A 17,129-nucleotide genomic window follows, 5' to 3' on the forward strand; every position below is an offset into this window, starting at 1 on the left:
CCGATCAGCGGATGGCGGCGGCGGTCGATGCCGCGAAGGCGGACACGGTTCGGCGCGCGGGACGGGAAGCGGGGACCGGACCGGTGATCCGGTCGGCTGCGAGCCGACCGGAGACCAGCACGGGTGGAATACCCACGCCGGGGACGGTGCTGCCGCCCGCCAGCACCACGTTCGCCAGTCCCCGGATCATATTGGCCGGGCGGAAGGGGCCGGTCTGAGTCACGGTGTGCGCCAACGCGAACGGGCTGCCGGCCAGCATTCCCTGCCGGGCCCAGTCGGCAGGCGTGGTGATGTGGAGCAATCGGGGATCGGACAGCGGAACCGGCAGCCGATCGCGGACGGTGTCCAGTATCTCCTCGGCGTAGTCGGGACCGAAGCGGTCCCAATTGATCGGTCCCCGAACAAGATTGGGTACCGGCGCGAGCACGTAGAGCAGATCCCGGCCGACCGGGGCAAGCGTGGGATCCCCCGCGGTGGGCCGGGTGAGCAGCAGCGACGGATCCGCCATGACGCGCCCGCGGGTGATGATGTCGGAGAACGTCTCGTCCCAGGCCCGGCCGAAAAGCAGATGGTGATGCGCCGCCTCGGGCATCGCCCCGCAGCCCACGTGCAGGACCACCGCGGACGGCGCCGCGGTGGGACGCAGCGGGCGGCGCGGAGAGCAGCCGGCCAGCCGGTAGGTTTCGGACAACTCGGTGGTGAGCACGACCGCATCGCACGGGATCCGCTCGCCGGTCGCGGTGACGACCGCGCGGACCCGAGACCCGGTGCGTTCCAGGCTCTTCACAGCGGTGCCATAGCGCATGACCACTCCGGCGTCCTGGGCCGCGGCCGCGAGAGCGTCGGGCAGCGCCCGCATGCCGCCACGCGGGAACCAGACGCCGGCGATCGCGTCCATATAGGCGATCACCGCGTAGGCCGCAATCGCCCGACCGGGCGCGACGCCGGCGTAGAGGGACTGGAAGGTGAACAGGCGGCGCAGATCCGGATCATCGATATATGCGGCGACGGCCCGGTCCCAGCGGCGGAATCCACCCATCGCCGCGAGCCGGGCCAGCGAAGGACTCAGCGCCGAAAGGGGCGAATCGAAATTCGCCGCGATGAACGAGTCGAATTCGGCGTGGTAGAGCCGGGTGAGCCAGGCACGAAGGCCCCGGTATCCCGCCGCTTGCCCGGCCCCCGCGAAGTCGGTGATCGCGGCGGCCATCCGATCGCCGTCGCTGTGGACCTCGAGTTGGCGGCCGCCGGCGAAATGGGCGCGATAGGCCGGGTCCACGGGTATCAGCGACAGACGGTCGCGCATGTTCTCACCGACCGCCGCGAACACCTCCTCGACGAGATGCGGCATCGTCAGCACGGTCGGGCCGGTGTCGAGGCGATAGCCGTCCACGTCGACGCGACCGGCGCGGCCGCCCGGGACCGAATCACGTTCCAGCACTGTGACCTTCCGGCCGCGACCGGCCAGATGCAGTGCCGCAGAGAGGCCGGCGAGGCCCGCTCCGACTACGACGACGTGGTCGCTGCGACCGGTGGTCGTGCGCATGTACTTCCTCCTCATGACTGCTGGGTGGTGCAGATGTGTCCCATTCCGTCGAGTACGCGCCGCACGGGTTCGGGCAGGGCCGCGCTCTCGACGATCCGCCGGGCCTCGCCGATCCGGTCGCCGATCATCGCCTCGATTCGGTCGGTCGCTCCGGAGGCGGTGATCAGTGCCCGCAGTCGCTCGGTAGCGTCGGCGTCGACGATCGGTGCGGACAGCAATGTATCGAGTTCGCGGCGGGCGGCTGGTTCGGCGAGCTGCTGGGCGGCGATCACCACGGTGGTGGCCTTGTGCTGGGTCAGATCCCCGTCACCGGGTTTGCCGGTGGCGTCGGCGGTCCCGAATACGCCCAGCAGGTCGTCGCGCATCTGGAACGCCTCGCCCACCACACGTCCGTACCGACTCAACGCCGACAGGAGGGGCTCGTCGCATCCGGCCATCGCCGCACCGAGCTCGAGCGGGCGGCGCACGGTGTAGTTGCCGGATTTCGCTCGCGCCACCACCAACACCTGTCCGAAATCGGGCTCGGTGCGGACATCGTTGAGCAGATCGCCGAGCTGACCGACGGCGAGCTCGATGCGCATCGCGTCGAATCGAGGCCACACCCGCTCCAGGCTGTCGGGGTGAATTCCGCTGTCGCGCAGCATCTTGTCGGCCCACACCAGGCAGATATCGCCGAGCAGTACGGCCGCCGACTCGCCGAACCGTGCGGGGTCGCCCGGCATCCGCCGGGCCCGGTGCGCCTCGGCGAAGGCGATCTGGCCGGTCGGTGCGCCGCGGCGGAGGGCCGATTCGTCCATCACATCGTCCTGGATCATCGCGAAGGCGTGGACCAGTTCCAGCGCGGCGGCGGCCCGCAGGGCGGCGGCATCGGGTGCTTCGCCGCACAACCAGCCGATGTACATGAAGGTCGAGCGCAGACATTTGCCGCCCGCCACGTACCGGCGCGCGATGTCGTCGACAGCGATGCCGCGCACGGAGCCGATCCGGTTCCGGCGCAGGAATGTATCCAGCTCGGTCAGAACACGGTCTCGCACGGCCGCGCGCCAGCGCGCGACCCCTTCCGTCGTATTCACCGAGTGGTCGGCGAGAATCGTTGCGGGGGAATGTAATCGGTGCAGTTTTTCGATGGTGGCGGTCACGTCCACTCCTCGGTTCGGCGATGCGACGCTGTGGGTGCCAGTTGGACCTTTGAGGCAGGGAGCGGGGCGAGGGCCGCATACTTCGGCGCGTCCAGGGTTCCTCCCTCGAAGGTCCGAGCTCAAGACTACAGCAAACGATGCATGAATGATGCACCACCATCGGGATTAATCCGCTACGGCGAGCGATGCGAGTCGGGAACACCTGTACCGGAAACCGTTTTCAACTGCGAGTTCATGTCGACACATGCCGGTCGGTGGGCCATACCGACGATCTGCGTCGATAATCGGAAACGCATCGCTTATGCATCGAATTGTGGGGTACCATCGCTGGGAAGAACCAACCAGAGGAGGCCCCGATGTTCCGTTCTTCCGCGCGTCACGCACTGTGCGCCCTCGCCGCCGGCGGTGGTATCGCACTGATGTCCGCCACATTGCCGGCCGCGCCGGCACTGGCGGACTCCACCAGCGCCTGCCCGGCGCCGGGCGCCGGCTCGGTCACCGACACGAGCGCCGATTCCGCCTGTTCGGCCGCCAGTGCCGGAGGTAGCGCGGCGGCCGCCTACGGGATCAACGGTACGGCCACCGCCAATGCCGGGCCGACAAGCTTGTCGCTGGCCATCGCGCAGGGCGGCGGGGTCGCCCGGTCCACCTCGGCACCGATGTCCGGTCCCGCGGCCATCGCGGTCGGCCCCGGCGCGCACGCCGATCTGACCGGCGTGCGGCCGGGCCTCGCCCTCGGCATCGCCGGACCGGGTGCCACGGTCTCGGTGTCGGGCGTCGGTAGACCGGTGTGTACCGGCGGGCCGGGTTTCGCGGGCGACTTCCAGACCCTGCAGGGCTGTCTGTCCATGCCCTGACGTCGACGTCACAAGCATCCGGCGTGGCGTACCGGAGTGATCCGCCCCGAGACGGGAGCGAACCGCGCATCGGCGCGTAGTCTCGAATGCGGCAACCCGCCGGCGAGTGTGTCTGGTCGTGCCGGCTTCCCTCGAAGCCCCGGGAGTCGATGTGGATCCACTGACCGAGGAATTGCGCCGCGACCGCTCTGATCGGGCGAGCTCCGTCGCCGCCACACTGAGGGCACGAGATATCGACGTCGTAGCGGTCACCTGGGTCGACACCAGTGGCATCGTCCGGATGAAAGCTGTTCCGGTGGAACGTTTCTCGCATGCCGCCGCATGGGGCATCGGCGCCTCTCCGGTCTTCGACGCCTTCCTGGTCGACGACTCCATCCTGACCGAGCACGTCGCGGGCGGTCCCACCGGCGATCTGCGGCTGTACCCCGATGTCGAGCGGGTGACCGCGTTCGCCGCCCTCCCGGGCTGGGCGTGGGCGCCCGCGGACCGCTACACCCAGAACGGCACGCCGCACCCGCGCGATCCCCGGTTGCTGCTACGCCGCCTCGTCGGCGAACTGGCCGACGACGGCTACGAGTTGCGCACCGCGATCGAGTTCGAATGGACAGTGTCGCGCCCCGACCCGCTCGACCCCGATGCGTTTCGCCCCGCCACCTCGGCGCCCGCCTACGGCATGGCCCGAGTGAGCGAACTGGCTCCATATCTGCGCGAGGTGGTGTCGAGGTTGCGCGACAGCGGCATCGCCGTCGAGCAGATACATCCCGAATACGAGGTGGGCCAGTTCGAATTATCTGTTGCCGCAAGCAATCCCGTCGACACGGCGGACACCGCGGTCCTCGTGCGCGAGACCATCCGGGCGGTGAGCGGCGCGCACGGATTGCGGGCCACGTTCAGTCCGATGGTCGTGCCCGGCGATGTCGGCAACGGCGGCCATGTTCACCTGAGTCTGTGGCGCGAGGGCATGAACCGAATGTACGGCGGCCCAGGGCCTTCCGGTATCGGCCGGGAGGGGGAGAACTTCGCCGCGGGGATCTTGGACCACCTGCCCGCACTGCTGGCCCTGGGCTGCCCGGCAGTGGTGAGCTATCTACGGCTGCGGCCCAGTTGCTGGGCCGGCGTCTTCCGATGCTGGGGGTTGGAGAATCGGGAGGCCGCCCTGCGCTACGTCACCGGCAGCGAGGGGGAACGCGAGCACGCGGCCAATATCGAGATCAAGACGTTCGATGCCGCCGCCAACCCCTACCTGGCTTCGGCGGGCCTGCTGGCGGCGGGCCGCGCGGGCCTGCGGACGGGCGCGACCCTGCCCGAGCCCGTAGCCGGGGACCCGGCCCGGCTGGACTCCGGCATCCGAGCCGCGCGGGGCATCACACCGTTGCCGACCACGCTCGCGGAGGCGGTGGCGGCATTCGACTCCGATGACGTGCTGTGCGCGGCCTTCGGCGACGAACTCGCCGACACCATCAGCAGTGTCCGGCGCGGTGAGATCGCGCTGTTCGCCGACGCCACCCCCGAACAGATCGCCGATGCCTCCCGGTGGAGGTACTGATCCTGCTGTTCGACCGAGCGCGGGAGCATACTGGCGGGGTGAGCGATCAACGAGGCGTGCCGTCCTTCCACATCGACCAAATCGACCATCCGGAGCAGGACCTGATCGTCCGAATACTCGACGACCAGGCCGCTCTGCCGGGTGTGGTGCGGATGCGCGAGTGGGCGCGTGCCGCATTGGCCCTCCAACCCGGCGAAACGGCTCTGGACCTGGGTTCCGGAACCGGAACCGAGGTGGTGGAACTGGCCGCTCTGGTGGGCGATGCCGGCCGGGCCATCGGTATCGATCCGAATCCGGCGATGCTCGCCGCGGCGCGCGAGCGCACCGCGGATGTGAAGGCCGAATTCCTCGAGGGATCGGCCTACGATCTGCCGCTGCCGGACGCATCCGTCGACGCGGTTCGCTGTGAGCGGGTCTATCAGCACCTGGACGATCCCGCGAAGGCCACCGCCGAGATCGCGCGGGTGCTGCGACCGGGCGGACGAGTGGTGCTGATCGACAGCGACTGGTCCACCGCGATCTTCCACCCCGGCGATCCGGAGCTCATCGCCGCGTTGCAGCACCGGATGGCGGCCAACAGTCCGAATCGCAACTCCGGCAGGCGTTTACGCGGCCAACTGGTCGAGGCGGGCCTGGTGATCGACGATATCGGGTCCGAGGCCGTGATCTGGGAACCGGAGTCGGTACTCGCGATGTGCGCCGCGATCACCGAACGGGGTGTTGCCGACGGATCGATCACCGCTGCCCAGCGCGACCGCGTCCTCGCCGATATCGAGCACGGCGCGAAAACCGGCGACTATCACTTCTCGGTGACCATGTTCGCGGTGGTGGCGCACAAACCCTGATCCGCGCATTCGGCGCGCCCGGCCCATCGAAACCGGGCGGGACCGGTCATCCGAGCGAAGCAGCATCCGAGCGGGCCGAGCAGGTTACGAACGGGAGCACCGCATGAACGATCATCCGGAACATACGCCCCGGGTTACGGCTTTTCCGCGGATCGACGACTACGCTTTCATCTCCGATTCCGAGGTCACCGCCCTCATCGCGCCCAGCGGCGCGATCGAGTGGATGTGCCTGCCCCGGATGGATTCGCCCAGCGTGTTCGGGGCCATCCTCGATCGGTCGGCCGGGTCGTTTCGCTTCGCTCCCGCCGACATCTCGACCCCGGCCGATCGCCGGTACCTCCCCGGGACGATGGTCATGGAGACGAGCTGGCGCAGTGGCGAAGGGTGGGCGACCGTTCGTGATGTCCTGCTGGTCGGGCCCTGGCGACACCAGCAGCCCGGCCGCAGTGCGCACCGCCGCGCGCCCACCGACTACGACGCCGAACATATCCTGCTGCGCATCGTGCACTGCGAGACCGGCCAGATCCCGTTCGTTCTCGACTGCCACCCCGCCTTCGACTACGGCCGAACTCGCGCCGGGTGGGAATACCTGGACAGTTACCACCTCGCCCAGGCCGGCGCCGAGGGCGTCGATCTGCCGCTGCGGCTGACCACCGACCTGCGTCTGGGCATCGAGGGCGGCCGCGCGCTCGCTCGCACCCTGCTCAAGAGCGGCGACACCCGCTTCTGCGCGCTGTCGTGGGGAAGCCGGGCGGCTCCCGAAAACATCGAGGAGGCCCGCGAACGGCTGGTGCGGACCGTACACCACTGGCGGCACTGGCTGGCCGGCGGACGGTTTCCGGACCACCCGTGGAGCGCCCAACTCACCCGCAGCGCCCTGACCCTCAAGGGCCTGACCTTCGCCCCGACCGGCGCCATCGTCGCCGCACCCACTACGTCACTACCGGAAACCCCTGGCGGAGAACGCAATTGGGACTATAGATACATGTGGATCCGAGACTCGGCCTTCGCGCTGTGGGGTCTGTACACCCTGGGCTTCAACTGGGAGGCAAACGACTACTTCTCGCACATCATCAATCTGGCCGAGGGCGACGAGGACATGCAGATCGTCTACGGCATCGGCGGCGAAACCGACCTGCGCGAGCAGACACTGGACAACCTTCGCGGTTACGAGAATGCCGCCCCGGTACGGATCGGCAACGATGCCTATCGCCAACGCCAGCACGACGTCTGGGGCGCGGCGCTGGACGCGGTCTACCTCTACGCCCGTCATCAGGACCAGATCGACGCGCGTACCTGGCCGCTGCTGCGGTGGGCGGTCAAAAGTGCGCTCGCGGTATGGTCCGAACCCGATCACGGCATATGGGAAGTGCGTGGAAAGCCGCAACACTTCACCTCCAGCAAAGTCATGTGCTGGGTCGCCGCCGACCGCGGCGCGCGCCTGGCTCGGATTCACCAGGATTTTCAACGGGCTGCCCGCTGGCAACAGGCGGCGGCGGACATCCGGGCCGACATCTGCGCCAACGCGGTCGACTCGCGGGGTGTCTTCACCCAGTACTACGGCGGCACCGCGCTGGACGCCTCGACGCTGCTCATCCCGCTGGTTCGCTTCCTGCCTCCCGAGGACGAACGGGTGCGCAAAACTGTGCTCGCCATCGCCGACGAACTCACCAGCGACGGACTCGTCCTGCGCTACCGCACCGACGAAACCGATGACGGATGTACCGGGGAGGAAGGCACTTTCACGATCTGCTCGTTCTGGCTCGTGTCCGCACTATCGGAAATCGGCGAGAAGCACCGGGCCAAGCAGTTGTGCGAGCGACTCCTCGGCTACGCCAGCCCGCTGGGCCTCTACGCCGAGGAGATCGCCCCGCGGACCGGCCGGCACTGGGGCAATTATCCCCAGGCGTTCACTCACCTCGCCCTGATCAACGCCGTCATGCACGTGATCAGGGACGAACAGATCGAGTTGCGCACCGCGCTCGGCGGAGAATCCATCGCGCCTCGCCTGGACGATGCCACGTTCACCGGCGGATACATCCACATCTGAGCACGCCCGATGCCGGGCCCGCTGTTATCCGCTCGCGGCCGAGAACCTTTCGGGCGCTGGATATCTCACCGTCGGCCGCTACGGCACCAGCGGACCGGACAACGCGCGCTCACCGGCGGCGCGGTCGCCCGACCATGTGAACGCGGGGTCGGAGAGAGGCTTGCGCCCCCACAGCGCGAGGAGCAGATCCGCGGCGGCGCCGGACAGTTGGGCAGCCGGTTCGGCGGGGCCGTAGATCCAGCTGCCCCCGGTGTCGGTGGCATGAATGCGAATCGCCGTATCCGGCTCGGTAGCCAAGGCGCGCTTGATCATTCGAGGCGCGAAGAGTTCGAAAACCTCCGCGATGCCGTCGGCGGCCGGGTCCGGCGCGAACGGCGCGGGTGTGCCGAGGGCGTTCTGCCCGTCCCACAGGTGCATCAGCGTCTCGTGCATCCGACGCCGCCGCCAGAAACCTACGGTGCGCGGCAGCTGGCTGGTGAAGGTCCAGGCCGGAGTCCGCGGATCTGCGGACAGCGCCGCGACGAGCGCGGACGCGGTGTCGTCGAACCAGTCCCGCAACCGGACCGGATCCGTGGGCGCGGGTTCACCGTGGTGATCGCCCCGCCCCTCTCGCACGCCGATCACCACCCACATATTGCCGTTGCCCAGGTGGTCGGCCAGATCGAGGAAAGTCCAGTCCCCGCAACTGGGCACGGGCGCGGACAGGTCCAACTCGGGGGTGATGAGCGCACCGAACTCGATCAGCTTTGCCCGCAACACGGCAAGGTGGTCCATACCGCTCACTGTATCCGCCACATCACAATCCCGCTCTCGACGAAACAACCGGGCCGACAACCGGTTCTGGCGCGCAACGACGACTCTCGGTCAGGCCCTGCGCACCATCGGGAATCCACACGATCCGGCAACACACCGTGGCCGACGCCGACACCGGATGCCTTGTCGGGACAGGTGATCAGAAGACAGCGATCGAGATCCCCGTTCATCGGCATGACCGCGCGGACCGCGAGAGCGCCTGTCGGCCAACGATTGTGAGGTGATCGATGCACGAGTGTGCGGCGATGCGGTGCGTTCGGATCGGAGCCGGGATCGGCGGTAAGCCTGCATATCGCTGGTTTCGGTTCGGTGTCGGTGCTCGATGGCACCATTGGCCCGTGACTACTTGGCATCAGTTCGAACAGGAGGCGTCGGAGCTCGCGGCACAGGTGAAGCTTCGATTCGAAGCACACGAGACCCATGTTCTGGCCACCCTGCGCAAGGATGGCAGTCCACGAGTCAGCGGTTCGGAGGTGGACTTCCGTGGGCCCGATCTGACATTCGGTTCGATGCTCGGCGCGGTGAAAGCCCGTGACCTGCAACGTGATGGCCGGTGTGCGATTCACGCTCACCCGTCCGATGGCGACGCCAAGGTAGCGGGCGTAGCCATCGAGGTCACCGATGCCGACGGCAAGGCAGCGCTGACGACGGGAAGCGAACCGCCGGGCGATTTTCACGCCTTCCGGCTCGATCTCACCGAAGCGGTGCTCACCACGGTCGATCAGGAAGAGCAACTACTGATCGTGCAACTCTGGCGGCCGGGGCGCGGAGTCACCGTGACCCGCAGACGCTGAGCCGCGGCCGGACGCGCTGTCCGCAGCGCCTGCGTATGCGCTCGGCCCGTCACGTGCTCTGCCTACCCGAATCGTCGATCACCCAGGCGGCGATTTGTACTCGGGAGTTGAATCCGAGCTTGGTGAGGATATGTTCGACGTGGCCCTGGGCGGTGCGTTGGGATATCACGAGTTTCGCGGCGATCTGCTTATTGCTCAAGCCCTGAGCGACCAGGTCGGCGACCTGTCGCTCGCGATTGGTCAAGAGATCGGCGGGGCGCGAGGCCGGAGCAGTGGTGACCTCCTTGCCGATCGCGAAGGTGACCGCGGCATCCATACCCATCGCCTGACCGCGCCGGAACGCGGTGACGAATTTTCTGCTACCGAGTGCGCGACTCGCTGTCTCCTTACATCTCCTGTGGAACAGCGAGGCGTCGGGAGAGACGATCGTGGCACTGCCCTCGGCCGGCCACATGGTGTCGGTCGCCCCCATCAACACCGCGGCTCGTTCGGGATCGGCATCCGCCACAACCCATGCCAGGGATTGAAGAACGAACGATGCGGAAACCGGGCTGTTCAACTCGCTGATCAGACGCAGCGCGGTCTGCAGCAGCCGCTGCGCGCGGTCCCGATCGCCCTGTTGCCAAGCGGCCACACCCATTCCTCGAAGGGCGGCACTGCGATAGGCCATCTCGCCGGACGGTTCCGTATTCGGATGCCCCGTCAAACGACCCATAGCCCGCTGTTCACGCAGAAAACGCGCCCTGCTATCAGCATCCAAAACGCCGGTCGACACCTTCACCGCAACAATCCGATCCAAAGCAGGCTGCCAACACCGATACACCACACCGAAACCACCACGACCGATCTCCACCGCATCCTCGAAACCCGCAGCCCCCAACTCCGCCGCGACAGGTGTCAGAACCTCACGACGCGTATGCAAAGCTTCATCATCATTCATCGGCCACTCGGGGCATCCTGCGACTCGGTGGACACCAGGCATCCTTTGCTCATCGTTCGCCACGCCCAGCCTATCGCCCGAAATCACATATCCGCGCGGATAGCGGGATCGCGTCCGCGGACACCGTTTTCTCTCGGTCGAAAACCGTTGTTGCCCAAGGGAATCATCCGGGCCCGGGTACGTAGGATGTCCGGGTGGACGTCTACCGCGCGGTGCAGACCAGACAGTCGATTCGGGCCTTCACCACAGCGACCGTGGATCGAGCGGTCCTGGAACGGGTGCTGAGTGTGGCGGCCCGTACACCATCCGGGGGCAATATGCAGCCCTGGCACATCTATGTGCTGAGCGGTGATCGGCTGGCGGAGTTGAAGAAACGAGTCGGCGAGCGGATCGCGGCGGGTGATTCCGGGGACGAGCCGGAATTCGCGATCCACCCGCCCGATCTGGGCTCGCCGTACCGGGAGCGGATGGCCGACATGGGTGCGCGCCGCTACGGCGCGATCGGCATCGACCGCGACGACGCTCGCGGACGAGCCCGCGCCAGAGCCGAGAACTGGAACTGCTTCGGCGCGTCCACCGCCCTGTTCTGCTACCTGGATCGCGACATGCCCGCACCACAATGGGCCGACGCGGGCATGTACCTGCAAACGGTGATGCTGCTACTGCGCCAGGAGGGCCTGCACAGCTGCGCCCAGATCTCCTGGTCCGAATACCACCGCACGGTAGCCGAGACGATCACACCCCCGCCGGGGCGAATTCTGTTCTGCGGCATGTCCATCGGTCACCCCGACCCCGACGTCCCGCATCCGTACAGCGTCCGAGCCCCGCTGTCGGAAACCGTGACGTTCCTCGACTGAGCGTCACCGATTCGCACGCACCGGCCGGGCCCACACCGGAACGCGGCGAGGACCTACGAAAGCTGCGACGCGCCATTCCACGGTGTGTGAACCGAGCGACCTGTTACGACCCCCGACCGCGTGCGGCCTGCGACACCGACCCGGCTGAAATCTCGGTGAGTAGAACCCTTCTCCAGCGTGCCCGGCCGCCCTGGCGCGGCTGATCGAGTCGACGCTGGAGAAGAAGGTCTGCCCACCGTGAGCGCGATCGGGATCGCCGCGCCGATTCTGTTGCTGCTCTTGCGAATTCTGCAGGGGTTCGCGCTCGGCAGCGAATGGGCCGGAGCGGTGTTCGGCGGTGTAATACAGTCCGCGCCGGCCTGCGGATATCGCGCGGCGACCGCGGTGATCAGTGTCGTGGCGACGCGATTCACCGACGAGGACGACCGGCTGACCGCCTGAGCATCCGGCCCGCGGGAACCGGTCCCGGGGCCGGATGCGAGGGCATCACCCGAGGGTGGCCACCTTGGCCGTGCCCTTCACGACATTGCCGTTACGGTCCACCAGCGCGGCGCGGACCTGCACACGCTGACCTCTCGCCATCGGCGTGCCCTGCAGGACCACTACGGCCGAGTGCTGGGCACTGTCACAGGTGAAGGCGTTCTGTGTACCGGTCGCGGAGGGGTGGTCGGCATCCGGCGCACCTGCCATCACCTTGACCGCGGTCACCCCGGCAGAGGGATCGCAACTGTAGTTCACCATGACATTGGTGGGTCCGATACCCGTGACATCGATGCCGTTGGCCGCGAACGCGGTCCCCGCGGCCAATGCCACGGCCGCACCCACACCACCTGCGACGGTAGTCAACCGGGCGGTATGCCGGAACTTGCCGAAAATCGCCATAGTCGTCATTCCTCCTGTGTAGCGGACATGGATCGCTGGACACACTCAGAACGCATCACGGCGCCGGCTGTGCTGCGCGCCGCACGACCATGGTCCCGCACACCACCCCGCCGCCGCTACCCACCCCGGCCGATCACCCCGCGGCAGGGCGCATACAGCCGCGCAGGGAGTCGATATAGGCGGACATGGCGTCGCGATTGCGGGTGAGCAGATCGACGCGCTCGGTCAGGCGGTCGCGCTGATGTTCCAGCACGGCGATGATCTCCGGTGTGGCGTCGGCGAAGTGGATGTCGCTCGGGTCCTGCAGGCACGGCAGGATCTGCTTGATGATCCGCGTCGGTAGCCCCGCGTCCAGCAACCCCCGGATGTGCACCACCTGATCGACGAGCCGCTCGTCGTAGTCGCGATAACCGTTGGCCGCGCGCTCGACGCGAATGAGGCCCTGCTCCTCGTAATAACGCAGCAGACGTGGTGCGGTCCGCGTGCGCTGCGCCAGCTCCCCGATCCGCATATGCCGCTCCTCACAACAACTTCCGATTGACCCTCACATATGTGTAAGAGTTCGAGCATAGCGATATGAGCACAGACATCACCCTCTTCGACTACAGCCCGATCATCGACCGCGCGCCGATCCATTGGCCCGGCGGCAAGCGTGTGGCCTTCTACGTCGGGCTCAATATCGAGCACTTCTACGTCGATCTGCCCGGTACCGCAATCTATCCGGGCACCACCGCGCTGACCCCGGACTCGCTCAACTACGGCTGGCGTGACTACGGCCCGCGCGTAGGCATCTGGCGACTGATCGACACGTTGGACAAGTACGGCATCAGGGCCAGCGCACTGCTGAATTCCGATGTCGGCGAGCGGTATCCGCAGATCATCCGCGCGGGCGTGGATCGTGGGTGGGCGTGGCTGGCGCACGGCAGCAGCAACAGTCACTTGCACAGCGGACTGTCTCTCGAACAAGAGCGAATTGCCCTGCGCGATATCGTCACAACCATCGAGCGCAGCACCGGGCAACGGCCGCGCGGCTGGATGGGACCGGGTCTCACCGAAACTTTCGACACACCGCGGCTGCTCGCCGAGCTGGGCGTGGACTACGTCCTGGACTGGACCAACGACGACCAGCCCTATCCGCTGAACGTCCCGGGGATGCTCAGCGTCCCGTATTCGGTGGAGCTCAACGACATCGGGATCTTCGTGAGCAAGGGACTCACCGGGCCCGATTTCGTCCGGATGGTCGTCGATCAGCTCGACCAGCTCTACGAGGACTCCGCCGACAGCGGCCGCGTGCTGCCCCTGGCGCTGCATCCGTTCGTCACCGGCCAGGCATTCCGCCGCCGCTATCTCGACGAGGCCCTGGAGTACGTCACCAATCACCCGGGCGTCTGGGTCGCGACCAGCGACGAGATCGCCGCGCACTATCGGCAGACGGTGCTGAACAGGGAATAGTCGTACCGGGGGCCAGGGCGGCCGTGACGGCGTCGGATCGGCCGCATCGAGCAAGCCGGGGCGCGTTCGACGAATTCGCCCGCAGCCGTCGACGGACCGGACCGACCGCCGCCCGGCGCGACGGGATCCGGCCGCGCTCACCCGGCCACGTCCCCACAGGCCGCTAGATTGGGCTCATGCGGATGGCAATGGCAGCGGAACTTCCGGACGACCCGGAAGCGGCTGTAGCGCTGCAGGACCGGCTACGCGGGCAGGTGGACCCGACCGATCCGGCCCCGCCCCGGTTCGAGACGGTCGCGGGACTGGATTCGGCCTACGACGAACAGGGCAACGTCGTTGCCGTCGTGGTGGTGCTGGACACCGCGACGCTGGAGCCGATCGATCGGGCGACCGCGCACGGAACGACCCAATTCCCGTACATTCCAGGGCTACTCGCATTCCGAGAGCTGCCGACCATCCTCACCGCCCTCGAAAAGCTGGATACGACACCGGATCTGATGGTGTGCGACGGACAGGGCCTGGCTCATCCGCGCCGCTTCGGACTGGCCTGTCATCTGGGGCTGCTGACCGGCCTGCCCACCATGGGCGTAGCGAAGTCGTTGTGGGGCAATGCTTGCGAGCCCGGGCCCGAACGCGGCTCGATGAGCGACATCCTCTTGGACGACGAGGTCGTCGGCCGGGCGGTGCGCACCCAGCCAGGGGTCAAACCCGTCTTCGTCTCGGTCGGACATCACATCTCACTGGATACCGCATGCGCGACCACACTCGCTCTCGCGCCGCGTTATCGCCAGCCCGAGACCACGCGCCGGGCCGACCATCTGTGCCGAACCCTGTTGCGCGAGAAGGCCCTGCCCCGGTAGCTCGGCCGCCCGCGCGCCGGGCCGCACCGCATACCGGATCCGAGCCCGTTCCTCAGAAGAGTTTGATCGGGTTGACGATGTCCGCGGCCAGCACCAGGATCATGTACGCCCCGCCGATGACGACGACCACATACGTGGCCGGTAGCAGCTTCATGTAGTCGACCGGGCCGCCGGCCTCCAGACCGCGCCGCCCGCGCAGCAGGTTACGGATCTTCTCGTAGAGCACCACCGCGATGTGCCCGCCGTCCAGCGGCAGCAGCGGCAGGATGTTGAACGCGCCCAGGAAGAAATTCAGGCTGGCCAGCACGAGGATGAAGACGTTCCACAGGCCGTGCTCGACGGTCTCACCGCCGATCTTGCTGGCACCGTACACACTGACCGGGGTATTCGGATCACGTACACCACCGGTGACCGCGTGCCACAGGTTCACGACCTTGGTGGGCATCTGCGCCAGCGATTCGAAAGTCTTGCCGAACATATCGCCGGTGAACCCGATCGAGGCGGGGATGGCCGTGAGGACGTTGTAGTGCGAGGTGTCGTAATAGTCCTGCAGGACGCCGATCTTGCTGGCCTCCACCGGCGTGGCGGCGGGCTTGTTCGTCTTCGGGTCGATCGGGTAGCTCTTCACCCGCACGGGGTCGACCGTGATCTGCAGGGTCTTGCCGTCCCGCTCGACCGTGTAGACGATCGGTCCGGTGCGGTCCTTGGTCTCGGTCGCGATCTGCTCGATGTTCTGCACGGCCGTGCCATCCACCGCGACGATCTTGTCGCCGCGGCGCATACCCGCCACCTGGGCCGGGCCCGCACCACTGCACTTCTGATGGGTGCCGTCGGCGTTGTCCGCGCCCACACAAGCCACCGCGATCTGGTTGGCCGGCGGGGAATCCAGACGCGGCAGCCCCCACCCGACCGCCAGGATCACGATCAGGATGAAGCCGAGCAGGAAGTTCATCAGGATGCCGCCGACCATCACCACCAGGCGTTTCCAGGTCTTCTGGCGGTACATCGCGCGATCCAGATCCGCCGGATCGATCTCGTCCAGCGCGGTCATCCCGGCGATATCGCAGAAACCGCCCAACGGCAGGGCCTTGAGGCCGTACTCGGTCTCACCGCGGCGGAAGGAGAACACCTTCGGACCGAATCCGATGAAATAGCGGCGCACCTTCATACCGGTGGCCTGGGCGGCCCACATATGCCCGCATTCGTGCAGCGCCACCGACGCCGTGATACCGAGGGCGAACAGCACGAACCCGATCGCGAACCCCATGCGGTGTCGAACCCTCCTGTGTCGATCAGGCATGAGCCGGGAGCCTGTGTGGTAACGCTCCGCTGCCGCCTGGCGGCCCTTCCGGCTCATGCCATAGTCAGTTGCCTACGTACGTGCGCGCACGCTGTCTCGCCCACGCGTCCGCCGCGAGCACTTCGTCCAAGGTACTGGGTTCCGCGCGCCACTGGTCGGCCGACTCGACCACAGCCGCGACCGTGCGCACGATACCGGGAAAGCCGATCCGCCCGTCGAGGAATGCCTGCACCGCGATCTCGTTGGCCGCGTTGTAGGTCGCGGTCACGGTTCCACCCGCCTGACCTGCCTGCCTGGCGAGTTCGACCGCCGGGAACACAGCGGCGTCGACCGGCTCGAACTCCCAGGTGTGCGACCTCGTGAAATCCAGCGGCGCGAGGACGCCGGGCACCCGGTCGGGCCAGCCCAGGGCCAGTGCGATCGGCAGCTTCATATCGGGAGGGCTGGCCTGGGCGATCGTCGAGCCGTCCGCGAAGGTGACCATCGAATGCACGATCGACTGCGGGTGCACGGTGACGTCGATGCGGTCGTACGGGATGCCGAACAGCATGTGCGCCTCGATCAGCTCGAGCCCCTTGTTGATCAGGGTGGCCGAGTTGAGGGTGTTCATCAGGCCCATCGACCACGTCGGATGCGCCTTGGCCTCGTCCGGGTTCACAGATTCGAGCATCTCGGTGGTCCAGCCGCGGAACGGGCCGCCCGAGGCGGTGAGCACGAACCGGTCCACCTCCTGCGCACGTCCGCCGCGCAGGCATTGCGCCATCGCCGAATGTTCCGAGTCCACCGGGACGATCTGACCGGGTTTGGCCGCCCTGGTCACCAGCGAACCGCCGGCGACCAGGGATTCCTTGTTCGCCAGCGCCAGGCGGCGGCCCGATTCCAGGGTGGCCAGAGTCGGTTCGAGTCCGAGCGAGCCGACCAGGGCGTTGAGGACGACGTCGGCCTCGGTCCGGCGCACCAGTTCGGTGACCGCGTCCGGACCGGCAAGCCGCACACCGAGTTTCGCGGCGGCGGCCGGATCGGCGACGGCGACCTCGGTGGTGCCGGTGGCTCGGATCTGCTGCGCCAGCAGGTCGGTGTTGCCGCCCCGCGCGGCCAGTCCCACCACCTGGAACCGGTCCGGGTTCTCGGCGATCACCTCGAGCGCTTGCGTACCAATGGAACCGGTGCTGCCCAGGAGCAGGACTCTCACTATGTCGGACACCACTCCATTGTTCCGCATTACGGAAGCTGACACCTGCTCACCCCGCT

General features: G+C 67.3%; 17 protein-coding genes. 9 read left to right on the top strand and 8 right to left on the bottom strand.

All coding sequences use genetic code 11. The features are described from left to right. Positions 1-4 precede the first annotated feature (4 nt). Together crtI and NV1_RS09835 are read right to left on the bottom strand one after the other, a co-directional pair. Positions 5-1,543 carry a phytoene desaturase family protein gene (crtI, locus tag NV1_RS09830; protein WP_067888904.1) on the bottom strand — a complete coding sequence of 513 codons (1,539 nt, stop codon included), beginning with the start codon at positions 1,541-1,543 and terminating at the stop codon, positions 5-7. Between the two features lie 11 nt (positions 1,544-1,554). Next, positions 1,555-2,682 carry a polyprenyl synthetase family protein gene (locus tag NV1_RS09835; protein ID WP_245713630.1) on the bottom strand — a complete coding sequence of 376 codons (1,128 nt, stop codon included), beginning with the start codon at positions 2,680-2,682 and terminating at the stop codon, positions 1,555-1,557. A gap of 356 nt (positions 2,683-3,038) precedes the next feature. On the opposite strand from NV1_RS09835, the gene NV1_RS09840 reads away from it, so the two are divergent. The 4 genes from NV1_RS09840 to NV1_RS09855 all read left to right on the top strand — a co-directional run bounded on the left by NV1_RS09840 (position 3,039) and on the right by NV1_RS09855 (position 7,980). Further along, on the top strand, positions 3,039-3,539 hold the full coding sequence (locus NV1_RS09840; RefSeq protein ID WP_307628596.1) for a DUF6764 family protein: 501 nt from the start codon (positions 3,039-3,041) through the stop codon (positions 3,537-3,539). A 151-nt stretch (positions 3,540-3,690) separates the two neighbouring features. After that, positions 3,691-5,085, top strand: coding sequence for a type I glutamate--ammonia ligase (locus NV1_RS09845; protein WP_245713631.1), 1,395 nt, complete (start codon positions 3,691-3,693; stop codon positions 5,083-5,085). Between the two features lie 38 nt (positions 5,086-5,123). Further along, positions 5,124-5,930 (top strand): methyltransferase domain-containing protein, encoded by an 807-nt coding sequence (locus tag NV1_RS09850; protein ID WP_067888917.1) that lies wholly within the window; start codon positions 5,124-5,126, stop codon positions 5,928-5,930. 103 nt (positions 5,931-6,033) lie between these two features. Next, on the top strand, positions 6,034-7,980 hold the full coding sequence (locus NV1_RS09855; protein ID WP_067888182.1) for a glycoside hydrolase family 15 protein: 1,947 nt from the start codon (positions 6,034-6,036) through the stop codon (positions 7,978-7,980). A 78-nt stretch (positions 7,981-8,058) separates the two neighbouring features. Here NV1_RS09855 and NV1_RS09860 read toward each other — a convergent pair whose 3' ends face one another. Then, on the bottom strand, positions 8,059-8,754 hold the full coding sequence (locus NV1_RS09860; RefSeq protein ID WP_067888920.1) for a maleylpyruvate isomerase family mycothiol-dependent enzyme: 696 nt from the start codon (positions 8,752-8,754) through the stop codon (positions 8,059-8,061). Positions 8,755-9,131: 377 nt separating this feature from the next. On the opposite strand from NV1_RS09860, the gene NV1_RS09870 reads away from it, so the two are divergent. Next, a complete protein-coding gene (locus NV1_RS09870) occupies positions 9,132-9,587 on the top strand; it encodes a pyridoxamine 5'-phosphate oxidase family protein (protein WP_067888186.1) in 456 nt (151 codons plus the stop codon). A 49-nt stretch (positions 9,588-9,636) separates the two neighbouring features. Here the strand turns inward: NV1_RS09870 and NV1_RS46320 are convergent, their stop codons facing one another. Further along, positions 9,637-10,590, bottom strand: a complete 954-nt coding sequence (locus NV1_RS46320; RefSeq protein WP_169813310.1) for a LuxR C-terminal-related transcriptional regulator — start codon at positions 10,588-10,590, stop codon at positions 9,637-9,639. A gap of 131 nt (positions 10,591-10,721) precedes the next feature. Here NV1_RS46320 and NV1_RS09880 point away from each other — a divergent pair, with 131 nt between their 5' ends. After that, the gene (locus NV1_RS09880; RefSeq protein WP_067888190.1) at positions 10,722-11,384 is read left to right on the top strand and encodes a nitroreductase; all 663 of its coding nucleotides are present in this window, start codon (positions 10,722-10,724) and stop codon (positions 11,382-11,384) included. A gap of 237 nt (positions 11,385-11,621) precedes the next feature. Beyond that, the gene (locus NV1_RS09885) at positions 11,622-11,825 is read left to right on the top strand and encodes a hypothetical protein (protein ID WP_067888194.1); all 204 of its coding nucleotides are present in this window, start codon (positions 11,622-11,624) and stop codon (positions 11,823-11,825) included. A 45-nt stretch (positions 11,826-11,870) separates the two neighbouring features. Here NV1_RS09885 and NV1_RS09890 read toward each other — a convergent pair whose 3' ends face one another. Further along, positions 11,871-12,275 carry a hypothetical protein gene (locus NV1_RS09890; RefSeq protein ID WP_157116740.1) on the bottom strand — a complete coding sequence of 135 codons (405 nt, stop codon included), beginning with the start codon at positions 12,273-12,275 and terminating at the stop codon, positions 11,871-11,873. Between the two features lie 124 nt (positions 12,276-12,399). Continuing rightward, entirely contained in the window at positions 12,400-12,777 is a 378-nt protein-coding gene (locus NV1_RS09895; protein WP_067888200.1) for a MerR family transcriptional regulator, read from the bottom strand. Positions 12,778-12,842: 65 nt separating this feature from the next. Between NV1_RS09895 and NV1_RS09900 the strand changes: the two genes are divergently transcribed. Then, positions 12,843-13,718 carry a polysaccharide deacetylase family protein gene (locus NV1_RS09900; protein ID WP_067888202.1) on the top strand — a complete coding sequence of 292 codons (876 nt, stop codon included), beginning with the start codon at positions 12,843-12,845 and terminating at the stop codon, positions 13,716-13,718. 176 nt (positions 13,719-13,894) lie between these two features. Then, positions 13,895-14,578, top strand: coding sequence for an endonuclease V (locus tag NV1_RS09905; protein WP_067888205.1), 684 nt, complete (start codon positions 13,895-13,897; stop codon positions 14,576-14,578). Between the two features lie 52 nt (positions 14,579-14,630). Here NV1_RS09905 and NV1_RS09910 read toward each other — a convergent pair whose 3' ends face one another. Continuing rightward, entirely contained in the window at positions 14,631-15,845 is a 1,215-nt protein-coding gene (locus NV1_RS09910) for a M50 family metallopeptidase (protein WP_067888208.1), read from the bottom strand. Between the two features lie 97 nt (positions 15,846-15,942). After that, the gene (gene dxr, locus NV1_RS09915; protein WP_067888210.1) at positions 15,943-17,100 is read right to left on the bottom strand and encodes a 1-deoxy-D-xylulose-5-phosphate reductoisomerase; all 1,158 of its coding nucleotides are present in this window, start codon (positions 17,098-17,100) and stop codon (positions 15,943-15,945) included. Positions 17,101-17,129 lie beyond the last annotated feature (29 nt).

The sequence above is a fragment of the Nocardia vaccinii NBRC 15922 genome (genome assembly GCF_001613305.1).
Classification (GTDB): domain Bacteria; phylum Actinomycetota; class Actinomycetes; order Mycobacteriales; family Mycobacteriaceae; genus Nocardia; species Nocardia vaccinii.